The organism is Pseudomonas sp. JAI115 (genome assembly GCF_014200835.1).
In the GTDB taxonomy this organism is placed as follows: domain Bacteria; phylum Pseudomonadota; class Gammaproteobacteria; order Pseudomonadales; family Pseudomonadaceae; genus Aquipseudomonas; species Aquipseudomonas putida_A.
This window is the reverse complement of sequence record NZ_JACHCY010000005.1, coordinates 141,885-153,479: the sequence shown is the minus strand read 5'-3', so window position 1 is coordinate 153,479 and position 11,595 is coordinate 141,885. Positions and strand designations below refer to the sequence as shown.

Genomic DNA, 11,595 nt, shown 5'->3' with positions numbered 1-11,595 from the left:
GACGGTAAGGTAAACTCTCCCCCTAATAACCCCACCGCACCCCGCGGTTCAAAGGTTTTTAGAGGAGGCTACGTGAGTAACCGAGGTGAGCAGTCACTGCTCAAACAATCGACCATCCTGATGTTCGCGGTGTCGATTGCCGGGATCGTCACCGGTTTTGTTTCAGGTTCGCAATCCATCCTTTTCGATGGTTTTTTCTCGCTGATCGCAACGTTCATCAAAGTGCTGATGCTGATCACCGCCCGGCTGATCGCCAAAGAGAGCAATCACCGCTTCCAGTTCGGTTTCTGGCATCTGGAGCCGATGGTGCTGCTGATCGAAGGCAGCTTCCTGCTGTTGATCGCGATCTATGCGTTTCTCAATGGTGTGTTCGGCATCATCAACGGTGGCCGCGAGATCGAGCTGGGGCTGGTGATCATTTATGCGGCGGTGTTCACCGTCGTCGAATTCGCCTATTTCTTCTACGTGCGTCGGCGCAATCGCAAGCTCAAGTCCAGCCTGATCCAGTTCGACAACATCAGTTGGCTGGTGGACGCGATGCTCTCGGTCGGCCTGTTGATCAGTTTTCTCGCCGCGTTGCTGCTCAAGGCCCAGGGCTTTGACGAGTGGGCGAAATTTGTCGACCCGCTGATCCTGATCGTGCTGGCGCTGACCATGTTGCCCCCGGCGTTCAAGATCCTCGGCCCGGCGCTGCGTGATGTACTGGGTATTGCACCGGACACCCTGGATGATCAGGTGCGTCAGGTCATGGAAGCGGCGAAGGTCGAGCATGGTTTCGATGATTACGTGACCTACGTGCAGAAGCACGGGCGGGCGCGGTTTATCGAGATTCATGTGGTGTTGCCGGCGGATTATGCGCTGAGCAGCGTAGGTCAGCTGGATGTGTTGCGGGAGGAAATCTCGGCGCAGCTCGGCGAGCCGGATGCGGCACGCTGGTTGACGATCAGCTTTACCGGTGACAGGAAGTGGATTGCCTAGAGACCGTGTAACGGCTATTCGCGAGCAAGCCCGCTCCCACAGGGATCCAGGCTGTTCACAGATTATGTGTTCGCCGAAATTCCCATGTGGGAGCGGGCTTGCTCGCGAAAGCTATTTTTCAATCAACGAAGGTATTCAGCCAGCCCGCTGTAGCACGTCGCCAAGTGATAAGGCGTCGTTGAAGGCATGTCCTTGCGGCTGACCTCTCCCAGCTCATCTCGGCACTCATGCCAACCGCCCGCATGCAGAAAACGCTGTTGCAGCGCCTGCAACTGGCGCAGCACTGTAGCTTCGCTGTCCGGGCGCAAGGTCAGGGCGCGCAGGTATTCCGCCTGCGCCCAGATCCGCTGAGTCGAATCCTTCGGTCGTCCATCCAGTTCCAGATCGAGCATCGCCCGCACGGCGCCGGACGGCTGTTCAACGCCGAATTGCTCGGTGAAAGCGAAGGCTCGCTTCAGCGCCGCGTGCAGTTTCGAACCGCGCAGCAGGGCTGAAGACTCAAGCAGGAAATACCATTCGAACTGATGCCCTGGCTCGTACCAGTTATCCACAGCCCCAAGTGGTTTTTCCATCAACACGCCATGTTGCGGGTCGACGAACTGCGTGTGCATGGCTGTGCATAACTCGACCAGCGCTTGCTGCGTCGCCGCGTCTTCACGTACCGCCAAGGTGGCGAGGAACGCTTCGGCCAGGTGCATCAGCGGGTTTTGCAGTGGCCCGGTTTGCAGGGTTATCCAGTCGCGGTCCAGACAGGATTCGTACAGGCCATCACCAGTGGCGAAGCGCCGACCGATGATTTCCAGTGCGGCGTTCAGCGTGGATTCCACCAGCGGCTCCCGGGACTTGGCCCAGTAATGGGCGCAGGCGAACAGGATGAAGGCGTGGGTGTAGAGGTCTTTGCGCTGATCCAGCGGCTTGCCTTGCGCGTCGATGCTGTAGAACCAGCCGCCGTGCTCGGCATCGTGGAAATGCCGTTGCAGCGAGCGGAACAGCGCGGCGGCGCGTACCTCGGCGTTATCCACAACCCCGATCAGGCTGGAAAACAGGTACAGCTGCCGTGCGCAGGCCATCGCCCGATAGCGTTGCGGTGGCAAGGGCTGATGCGCGGCGTCGAGTGCCTCGTAGGGCAGCGCCATGTCGGCGTTCCAGCCCGGGCCTTGCCAGAGCGGCACGATCACGTCCAGAAAGTGCTGTTGCACATCGCTGAACAGGGCGGTCAATTCGGGCAGGGAGGTGGAGCGGCAAGCATGGGGCATTGGCGGACGTCGTCACGGCTGGGGCGATTGCGCGACATGGTAGCAGAGAGACTGCTGTTAGAGTCTCAGTGTCTGATCGGCCGTCATCGCTGGCAAGCCAGCTCCCACAAGGATTGTTATCAACCACAAACCTGTGGGAGCTGGCTTGCCAGCGATGGGGCCGGTTCAGGCGATAAAGATCAGCCGGCCAGCAACCATGCACCGGTCACCGCCGAAGCAGCCCCCGCCACTCGCACCAATGGTGCAGCAGCCTGAGGCAACACACGCACCAGGCCATAACCCGCCGCATGCAGCGCCGCCGTCGCCGCGACAAAACCGGCGGCATACGCCCAAGGGCTGCTCATGTCCGGCAGCTCCAGGCCATGCGCCACGCCATGGAACAACGCAAACAACGCCGTTGCCGCCACCGCCATCACCAGCGGTGGGCGCACCGCCAGTGCCACCGCCAGACCCAGCGCCAGTACCGAAGCTGCAATCCCGCTTTCCAGCGCCGGCAGCTCCAGCCCTTCAAAGCCGAGCAGGCCGCCGATCAGCATGGTGCCGACGAAGGTGCACGGCAGCGCCCAGCGCGCCGCGCCTTGTTGCTGCGCGGCCCACAGGCCGACCGCGACCATCGCCAGCAAGTGGTCGAGGCCGCCGATCGGGTGGCTGATACCGGCGACCAGACCGCTGTCGCCGTGGCCCGGGTGGGCGAAAGCGAGGGCCGGGGTCAGCAGCAGCGCCACGGCGCCGAGAATGCGTTTGAGTGTCATGGATAAGCTTCCTTGTTGGTCAATAAGTCAGGCGGCGTTCAGCAGGCCTTGGCGCTCGATGAAGGCGATGATCTCTTCAAGGCCCTGGCCGGTTTTCTGGTTGCTGAAGACGAATGGCTTGCCGTTGCGCATGCGCTGGGTGTCGCTATCCATCATTTCCAGCGAAGCACCGACCAGCGGCGCCAGGTCGATCTTGTTGATCACCAGCAGATCGGACTTGCAGATCCCCGGGCCGCCCTTGCGCGGCAGCTTGTCGCCGGCGGAGACGTCGATCACGTAGATGGTCAGGTCTGACAGCTCCGGGCTGAAGGTTGCCGACAGGTTGTCGCCGCCGGATTCCACCAGAATCAGGTCCAGCCCCGGAAAGCGCCGGTTCAGTTGATCGACCGCTTCGAGGTTGATCGAGGCGTCCTCGCGGATTGCCGTGTGCGGGCAGCCACCGGTTTCCACGCCGATGATCCGCTCCGGGGCCAGCGCTTCGTTGCGCACCAGAAAGTCGGCGTCTTCGCGGGTGTAGATGTCGTTGGTGACGACGGCCAGGTTGTAGCGGTCGCGCAGCGCCAGGCACAGGGCCAGGGTCAATGCAGTCTTGCCGGAACCGACCGGGCCGCCGATGCCGACGCGCAGGGGTTGTGTGTTCATGTGCTTCTCCAAGATGACAGGCCCTAAGAGCGAAACAGACGGCTGTACTGGCGCTCATGCGCCATGCACGCCAGGGACAGGCCGAATGCGGCGCTGCCGATGTGTTCGGGATTGATGCGGGTGGCGTCCTGCTGCGCCTGTTGCAGCAGCGGCAACAGTTCGCTGGTCAGGCGCTGGGCGGCTTGCTGGCCCAACGGCAGGGTTTTCATCAGTACCGCGAGCTGGTTTTCCAGCCAGCTCCACAGCCACGCGGCGAGCGCATCCTGCGGACTGATTTGCCAGGCGCGGGCAGCCAGTGCCCAGCCAAGAGCGAGGTGCGGTTCGGCGCATTGCTCAAGAAAGCTGCGGGCTGGCGCGTCGAGTTCCGGCAAACCGTTGAGCAATTGCTGCAGCGAGTAACCCATCTGCCGGCTCTCCAGATGCAACTCACGGGTCTCGCGACTGGCACGGTGGGTTTCGCAGAGATGCAGCAACTCGGGCCAGTTTTCCTCGGCCGCGGCCTGACAATGAGCCAGCAGCAGCGGCGCCTCGAAACGGGCGAGGTTGAGCAGTAGTTGATCGCTGATCCAGCGCCGGGCGCTGTCCGGGTTGTTCACGCGGCCGTTATCCACCGCCATTTCCAGGCCTTGCGAATAGCTGTAGCCGCCAATCGGCAGTTGCGGACTGGCCAGGCGCAGCAGCGCCCAGGCCGGGTTCACAGACGTACGCCGAACTGATGGAGTTTGGGCGCGTAGTTGAAATCTTCGTCGCCATGCCGCGAATGGTGATGGCCGCCGCCGTAGGCACCGTGTTCCGGTTGGAACGGCGCTTCAATCGCCTCGACCTGGGCGCCGAGCTGTTCGAGCATGGCCTTGAGCACGTAATCGTCGAGCAGACGCAGCCAGCCATCGCCGACTTGCAAGGCGACGTGGCGGTTGCCCAGATGATAGGCGGCGCGGGTCAGTTCGAAGGCATTGGTGCAGGTGACGTGCAGCAGTTGCTCGGGGCGTGCGCAGACGCGAACGATGCGGCCGTCCTCGGCCTGCAGGCATTCGCCGTCATATAACGGTGCCTGACCGCGCTCCAGAAACAGCCCGACGTCTTCGCCATCGGCACTGAAACAGCGCAGACGGCTTTTGCTCCGCGCTTCGAAGGTCAGGTGCAACTCGGCGGACCAGACAGGTTGAGGGTCGATTCTGCGATGAATCACCAGCATCGGAAAGCTTCCAGCAGTGGACTTGTAGGAGGGCTAGAGCAAGGGGCTTGCCAACCGGACGAGATGTAGGAAATCCCTGTCGGAGCGTAGAGGATGTTTCAAGATGTTGCAGAATTTTGGAAGGTTTTGGTGCGTGAAGATTTTTACATGCGCCAATTTGTGGCTGTCACACAGAGCAATGTAGGAGTGAGCCTGCTCGCGATAGCGGTCTTCCAGTCAATTCTCGGCTGACTGAACGGACGCTATCGCGAGCAGGCTCACTCCTACAGGGGATTTGTGGGGTTTTGGGAAAGGGAATTACTCGGTACTGCCCAACCCTTGCCAGTGCTTGAGGCCGATAAAGATGAAGCGCAATTGCTGGGTGATCTTCGCCTGCGGCGTCAGATGCTCCGGCAGGGCCTCGGCGGGCGGGTCAATGATGTCCGGCAGGGTGGCGAATACCGATTTGACGATCAGGTCAGCGATCACGCTCAGGCCGGCAGCATCCAGATGTTGCAGCTTGGGCATCAGCGTCAGGTCGGCCGCGAGGTCGGCGCTGATGTTTTCGCGCAGACGGCCAATCGCCTGACGCACCGGCTGCGAGCCGCCGTATTGCTCACGAGCGAGAAACAGGAACTGCGAACGGTTGGCGCTGACCACGTCGAGGAAGATCCGCACCGACGCATCGATGATCCCGCCCATGACGAATTCGTTGTGGCGCACCAGGCGGATGGTTTCGCGGAAGGTCTGGCCTACTTCACTGACCAGCACCAGACCCAGCTCGTCCATGTCGGCGAAATGCCGATAGAAACCGGTGGGCACGATGCCGGCGGTCTTGGTCACTTCGCGCAGGCTCAGGCTGCCGAAACCTCGGCCGCTTTCCATCAAATGGCGGGCAGCGTCCATCAGGGCGTTGCGGGTCTGTTGTTTCTGTTCGGCGCGGGGCAGCATCGCAAAGGCGTTTTCTTGAGCGGGACAAGCGCCGCACTCTAGCAAATCGGCTTTGCTGGCGTCGAACGGCAGGGGGAAAGTCAGCAGGAAAAAAGGTTTCGCAGATTGTCGGTACTGAAAAAGTCAAAAGCCCAATCCGGTGATTGGGCTTTTTTTCCAGGCCGCCATGGGCTTAGCTCAAAGCGCTGTTGCGTTCGATCACACGGTCACCACCGCCTTCGGCAACGGCTTGGCCCAGTGGGGTTTTATCGAAACCGTCTTCAGCCAGGGTCTGGCCTTGTGGGGTACGGTCGCTGCCATCGGAAGCCAGGGTCTGACCTTGTGGAGTTTTGTCATAGCCGTCTTCAACCAGACCTTTCTGTTCCAGGCGATCACGGCCGCCTTCTGCTACAGCTTGACCTTGTGGGGTCTTGTCGTAGCCATCTTCAACCAGACCTTTTTCTTCCAGACGATGACGACCGTTTTCAGCCAGGGTCTGACCTTGTGGGGTACGGTCGCTGCCGTCAGCCGCCACAGTCTGGCTGAACACCGAGTGGCTGGATTTCACTTGTGGGGTAGCCTGATCGGCAGCGGGCAGGGCGAAAGCAGTGCTGGCTAGCATCGACAGGGTAAGGCTGAGCAGTAATTGGCGTTTCATGATGGGTTGCTCCTTGGGAGGGCGATAAAGTGGGTACGAAGCCAATGCTACTCTCGATAAGTCGATATAAAAGTTCATAAACGCAATGGTAATAATCAACAGAATTGATTGTTCTGCGGAAGCGCTCTAGCTCGGGCATTTGCGGGCGGTGGTTTTGCACCGCAGTGGGTATTTTCGACTCACTCGCGCCTCGCAAATGTGCGGGCAGCGGTAACGCTGTTCGACCAATCGGTCAGCATTCGGGCGATTTTTTGCCGCGGAATCTATATTCCGATTAAACCTGCGCACTGTTTGCCAGTCGTAGAATTCATGAGGGCCGCTTTGGCCCGCCGTTTCAGCTGTGCGTCGCGAAATCGGCGTGCGGTCGTCATCAGGAGTTTTGTGCATGACGCGCACCGGAAAAATCTTCAGTTGGACCTTCGCCACTCTCGTACTGCTGCTGGCGGTACTGGTTCTGATCATCGTGTTCTTCGACTGGAACCGGATCAAACCGCCGCTCAACGCCAAAGTCTCGGAAGAATTGCATCGTCCGTTCGCCATCAATGGCAACCTCGCGGTGATCTGGCAGCGTGAGCCGGACGAAGGCGGCTGGCGGGCCTGGGTGCCGTGGCCGCACGTGGTGGCTGAGGACCTGACGCTGGGCAACCCGGATTGGTCGAAGCAGCCGCAGATGGTCACGCTCAAACGCGTGGAACTGCGCATCTCGCCGCTGGCACTGCTGGCGCAACGGGTGACGATCCCGCGAATCGACCTGACCGAACCCAACGCGCAACTGCAACGCCTGGCCGATGGCCGCGCCAACTGGACCTTCAAGTTCGACCCGAAAGACCCGAATGCCGAACCGTCGAACTGGGTGGTGGACATCGGTGCGATTGGCTTCGACAAGGGCCACGTCACCCTGGATGACCAGACACTCAAGACTAATCTCGACGTGTTGATCGATCCGCTGGGCAAACCGATTCCGTTCAGCGATATCGTCGGAGCCAAAGCCGCGAAGACCGCGCAGGACAAGGGCGCCGCGCCGCAGGACTATGCATTCGCGCTGAAGGTCAAAGGCCAATACCACGGCCAGAACCTCACTGGCCAAGGCAAGATCGGCGGATTGCTGGCGTTGCAGGACGCGAACAAACCATTCCCGCTGCAGGCCCAGGCGAAGATCGGCGCCACCAGCATCGAACTCGCTGGCACCTTGACCGACCCGCTGAACCTTGGCGCTCTTGATCTGCGTCTGAAACTGGCCGGCGCCAGCCTCGGCAACCTCTATCCACTGACCGGCGTGACCCTGCCGGACACGCCGCCGTACTCCACCGACGGCCATCTGATTGCCAAATTGCATGACGCCGCCGGTGCGAAATTCACCTATGAACAGTTCAACGGCAAGATCGGCGGCAGTGACATTCACGGCGATCTGACCTACGTCGCCAGCCAGCCACGGCCCAAGCTCAGCGGCGCGTTGCTGTCCAATCAATTGCTGTTCGCCGACCTCGCGCCGCTGATCGGCGCCGACTCGAATGACAAGCAAAAGGCCCGCGGCGGCGAGAGCAAGCAGCCGACCGACAAAGTGCTGCCGGTGGAAGAATTCAAGACCGACCGCTGGCGCGCGATGGATGCCGACGTCGAGTTCACCGGCAAGCGCATCGTCCACAGCGAAAAGCTGCCGTTCACCGACCTCTATACCCACCTGAAACTCAACGACGGCGAACTCAGCCTCGAGCCGCTGCGCTTCGGCGTGGCCGGCGGCAATCTGGACGCGCAGATCCGCCTCAATGGTCGCACCGAACCGCTGGAAGGCCGGGCCAAACTGACTGCGCGCGGCTTCAAGCTCAAGCAGTTGTTCCCGACCTTCGAACCGATGAAAACCAGCTTCGGTGAGCTCAACGGTGATGCTGATATCAGCGGTCGCGGCAACTCGGTGGCCAAGCTGCTCGGCGGCGCCAATGGCCAGTTGAAGATGCTGATCAACGACGGCGCAATCAGCCGTGAGCTGATGGAACTGGCGGGACTCAACGTCGGCAACTACGTGGTCGGCAAGATTTTTGGCGACAAGGAAGTGAAGATCAACTGCGCGGCGGCGGACTTCGACATCAAGACTGGCCTGGCGACCACGCGGTTGTTTGTGTTCGATACCGAGAACGCGATCATCTACATCGACGGCACCGCGAACATGGCCACCGAGCAATTGGACCTGACGGTGACACCGGAGTCCAAGGGCTGGCGTCTGATTTCGCTGCGTTCACCGTTGTACGTGCGCGGCAAGTTCATCAAGCCGGACGCCGGGGTCAAGGCTGTGCCATTGATGCTGCGCGGCGCGGGGATGGTGGCGCTGGGTGTGATTGCTGCACCGGCGGCGGGGTTGTTGGCGCTGGTGGCGCCGAGCGGTGGGGAGCCGAACCAGTGTGCGCCTCTGCTTGAACAGATGAAGGCGGGCAAGGCGCCAGTGACCGTCAAGCCAACAAAATGATCGGTGACTGACAGGGCCCTTTCGCGAGCAGGCTCGCTCCTACATTTGAAATAGATTCCAGTGTGGGAGCGAGCCTGCTCGCGAAGGCGTTTTTTGAAAGGCTTACAAGTCTTTCAGAATGTCGGCCATGTCATCCGCATGCTCTTCTTCCTGCGCGAGGATGTCTTCGAAGATGCGCCGGGTGGTCGGGTCTTTTTCGCCGATGTACTGGATGATCTCGCGGTAGCTGTCGATGGCGATCCGTTCGGCCACCAGGTCTTCGTAGACCATTTCCTTCAAGGTGTTCCCGGCCACGTATTGGGCATGGGACATTTTCGACAGCAGGTCCGGATTGAACTCCGGCTCGCCGCCCAGTTGCACGATGCGCTCGGCCAGACGGTCGGCGTGTTGTGCTTCCTGGGTTGCGTGTTCGAGGAATTCTTCAGCGGCCACGTGGGCTTTGACGCCGTTGGCCATGAAGTAATGACGCTTGTAACGCAGCACGCAGACCAGCTCGGTGGCCAGCGACTCGTTGAGCAAGCGCAGCACCTCGTCACGGTCGGCGCTGTAGCTCTCGGTTACCGCGCCGTTCTCGACGTGTTGTCGCGCACGTTCGCGCAGGGTTTTGACATCTGACAAGTGCAGGTCGTCGCTCATGTTGATCTCCAGGAGGCTAATCCAATGGCGCCACGCTCTACAGGCGTGATCGGTTACCCAAGTTGTGAGTCCTGAGCGACGTAAAAAGTTTTATGAGATTTCCGGCGACCTTGGTACCAGCCCGGACAACTGCGCTTCTTCGCGCAACCAGGCAAAAAATGCCCGCACCGGCGGATGCCGCTCCCGTCCCGGCACACACAGCGCGCTGTATCCGGCACCATCGACTTGCACCTGCCCCTTGTACGGCACCAGCAACCCACTGGCGACGCTCTGCGAGACCAGAATATTGCTCGCCAGCACCAGACCTTGTCCGGCAATCGCTGCTTGCAGGGCGTAATGCTCTTCGTCGTACTCGCGAATCGCCGGATGCTGGTTCAACCAGTTTTCGCCTGAGCCAGCGCACCACGCTTCCCAACCGTGGGCATACAGCTTCGAGTTGTGCCAGCGCACGCTGATCAGCGCCGGCGTGCGCCGGGCGGCCAGCGCCACCTGTTCCGGCGAGCCATACACGCCGAAGGTCTCATCGAACAGGCACAAGCCGTAAAGGTTGGGGTAATCGTCGAGGCTATAGCGCAGCACCAGATCGACGCTGGCGTCCTGATGCAGGTCGATGACTTCGCAGTGGGTATCGAGGCGCACGTTGATGTTCGGGTGTTGCGCATAAAACCTTCCGAGGCGCGGCACCAGCCACAGCGCGGCAAACGCGGCGGTGGTCGATAGCGTCAGGCTGCTGCCACTGCGTTGCGGACGCAGGGTGTCGACGCTTTGCGCCACTTCCAGCAGCGCCCCGTGCAAGCTGCGAAACAGCCGCTCGCCCCCTTCGGTCAGGCGCACCTGACGCGGCAAACGCTCGAACAGCGCCACGCCGAGCCAGTCTTCCAGCGCTCGGATCTGATGGGAAATCGCCGTCGGTGTGACTGACAGCTCTTCAGCAGCGGCCTTAAAGCTCAACAGCCGCGAAGCGGATTCGAAGGCGCGCAGGGCAGTCAGCGGCAACGAGGCGAACATTGAATACTCCATGGATGAAACAGATTCATCCCGACTGATTTTTGCTCAGTTGAGACGGCGGCGGGTCGGCGCCAATCTGGCGCTACGCAGCCATTAAAGTCTAGTCCCAAGGAGATTCAGATGAGCAAGATTCTTGCGATCCATGCCAGTCCAAGGGGTGAGCGTTCGCATTCGCGGCGCCTCGCGGAAAGCTTTCTCAGTGCCTGGCAATTACGTCATCCGCAGGCGCAGGTCACCCGCAGTGAAGTCGGACGGGCGCTGATTCCAGCCGTCAACGAAGCGTTTGTGGCGGCGGCGTTTTACCCTGAACCCGAAGCACGCCCGCTGTCGATGCAGGCCGATCTGGCGCTCAGCGATCAACTGGTCGGCGAGTTGTTCGAGCATGACCTGCTGCTGATTTCCACGCCGATGTACAACTTCAGCGTGCCCAGCGGCCTCAAGGCCAGGGTCGATCAGATCGTGCGCCTGGGCCTGACGTTCGACCACACCCTGGACAACGGCGTGGCCCAGTACACGCCGCTGCTGCAAGGCAAGAAAGCGCTGATCGTCACCAGTCGCGGCGGTTTCGGCTTCGGCCCCGGCGGCGAACTGGAAGCGTTGAACCATGCCGATCCATGGCTGCGCACGGCGCTGGGCTTCGTCGGCATCAACGACGTCAGCGTGGTCGCAGCCGAGGGCGAAGAGTCGGCCGAGCGCACCTTCGCGGTATCAGTGGCCGAGGCCGAGCAGCGCTTGCTCGACCTCGCCCGGACGTTCTAAGTGGCCTGGTTGTTCCTGCTGATCGCCGCCGGCTTCGAGGTGACTTTCGCCATGGGCATGAAGTACGCCGAAGGCTTTACCCGCTTGTGGCCGTCGCTGATCACGGTGGTGGCGGCGACTGGCGGGATCTACTTCCTGACGTTGGCGATGCGCGAGTTGCCGGTGAGCATCGCCTATCCGATCTGGACGGCGATCGGCTCGCTGGGCACGGTGTTTCTCGGTTTTGCCCTGCTCGGCGAGAGCCTGACCCTGGTCAAACTGCTGTCGGTGGGGCTGATTGTGGCGGGGGTGGTGGGCCTGAAGTAGGCTGATGGTGCAGTTGTCATCATCAGGGAGGAGGC

The 11,595-nt window shown here is 61.1% G+C and carries 13 protein-coding genes; 4 read left to right on the top strand and 9 right to left on the bottom strand.

Annotated elements, in window-relative coordinates; genetic code table 11:
* The first annotated feature begins 72 nt into the window (after positions 1 to 72).
* Entirely contained in the window at positions 73 to 978 is a 906-nt protein-coding gene (locus HDC30_RS14155) for a cation diffusion facilitator family transporter (RefSeq protein ID WP_183783682.1), read from the top strand.
* 122 nt (positions 979 to 1,100) lie between these two features.
* Here HDC30_RS14155 and HDC30_RS14150 read toward each other — a convergent pair whose 3' ends face one another.
* From HDC30_RS14150 to HDC30_RS14120, 7 genes are all read right to left on the bottom strand, one after another.
* Entirely contained in the window at positions 1,101 to 2,234 is a 1,134-nt protein-coding gene (locus HDC30_RS14150; protein WP_183783680.1) for an AGE family epimerase/isomerase, read from the bottom strand.
* A 179-nt stretch (positions 2,235 to 2,413) separates the two neighbouring features.
* Positions 2,414 to 2,986: a HupE/UreJ family protein gene (locus HDC30_RS14145; protein ID WP_183783678.1), complete on the bottom strand. Its 573-nt coding sequence runs from the start codon at positions 2,984 to 2,986 to the stop codon at positions 2,414 to 2,416.
* Between the two features lie 27 nt (positions 2,987 to 3,013).
* Complete coding sequence (gene ureG / locus HDC30_RS14140) at positions 3,014 to 3,628, bottom strand: urease accessory protein UreG (RefSeq protein WP_007966946.1); 615 nt, start codon at positions 3,626 to 3,628, stop codon at positions 3,014 to 3,016.
* A gap of 23 nt (positions 3,629 to 3,651) precedes the next feature.
* Complete coding sequence (locus HDC30_RS14135) at positions 3,652 to 4,326, bottom strand: urease accessory protein UreF (RefSeq protein ID WP_027613540.1); 675 nt, start codon at positions 4,324 to 4,326, stop codon at positions 3,652 to 3,654.
* Positions 4,323 to 4,823, bottom strand: coding sequence for an urease accessory protein UreE (gene ureE, locus HDC30_RS14130; RefSeq protein WP_183783676.1), 501 nt, complete (start codon positions 4,821 to 4,823; stop codon positions 4,323 to 4,325). Before ureE ends, HDC30_RS14135 begins: the two co-directional genes overlap by 4 nt.
* Positions 4,824 to 5,120: 297 nt before the next feature.
* Positions 5,121 to 5,753 (bottom strand): TetR family transcriptional regulator, encoded by a 633-nt coding sequence (locus HDC30_RS14125; protein WP_027613541.1) that lies wholly within the window; start codon positions 5,751 to 5,753, stop codon positions 5,121 to 5,123.
* A gap of 172 nt (positions 5,754 to 5,925) precedes the next feature.
* Complete coding sequence (locus HDC30_RS14120) at positions 5,926 to 6,390, bottom strand: hypothetical protein (RefSeq protein ID WP_098966970.1); 465 nt, start codon at positions 6,388 to 6,390, stop codon at positions 5,926 to 5,928.
* Positions 6,391 to 6,775: 385 nt separating this feature from the next.
* Here HDC30_RS14120 and HDC30_RS14115 point away from each other — a divergent pair, with 385 nt between their 5' ends.
* Positions 6,776 to 8,851 carry an AsmA family protein gene (locus HDC30_RS14115; RefSeq protein WP_097089886.1) on the top strand — a complete coding sequence of 692 codons (2,076 nt, stop codon included), beginning with the start codon at positions 6,776 to 6,778 and terminating at the stop codon, positions 8,849 to 8,851.
* A gap of 102 nt (positions 8,852 to 8,953) precedes the next feature.
* On the opposite strand, the gene HDC30_RS14110 is transcribed toward HDC30_RS14115, so the two are convergent.
* Together HDC30_RS14110 and HDC30_RS14105 are read right to left on the bottom strand one after the other, a co-directional pair.
* Positions 8,954 to 9,487 (bottom strand): bacterioferritin, encoded by a 534-nt coding sequence (locus HDC30_RS14110; protein WP_027613544.1) that lies wholly within the window; start codon positions 9,485 to 9,487, stop codon positions 8,954 to 8,956.
* A gap of 90 nt (positions 9,488 to 9,577) precedes the next feature.
* Complete coding sequence (locus tag HDC30_RS14105; protein ID WP_183783674.1) at positions 9,578 to 10,507, bottom strand: LysR substrate-binding domain-containing protein; 930 nt, start codon at positions 10,505 to 10,507, stop codon at positions 9,578 to 9,580.
* Between the two features lie 108 nt (positions 10,508 to 10,615).
* Here HDC30_RS14105 and HDC30_RS14100 point away from each other — a divergent pair, with 108 nt between their 5' ends.
* Together HDC30_RS14100 and HDC30_RS14095 are read left to right on the top strand one after the other, a co-directional pair.
* Positions 10,616 to 11,254, top strand: a complete 639-nt coding sequence (locus tag HDC30_RS14100; RefSeq protein ID WP_183783672.1) for an FMN-dependent NADH-azoreductase — start codon at positions 10,616 to 10,618, stop codon at positions 11,252 to 11,254.
* Positions 11,255 to 11,560, top strand: a complete 306-nt coding sequence (locus tag HDC30_RS14095; protein ID WP_183783670.1) for a multidrug efflux SMR transporter — start codon at positions 11,255 to 11,257, stop codon at positions 11,558 to 11,560.
* Positions 11,561 to 11,595 lie beyond the last annotated feature (35 nt).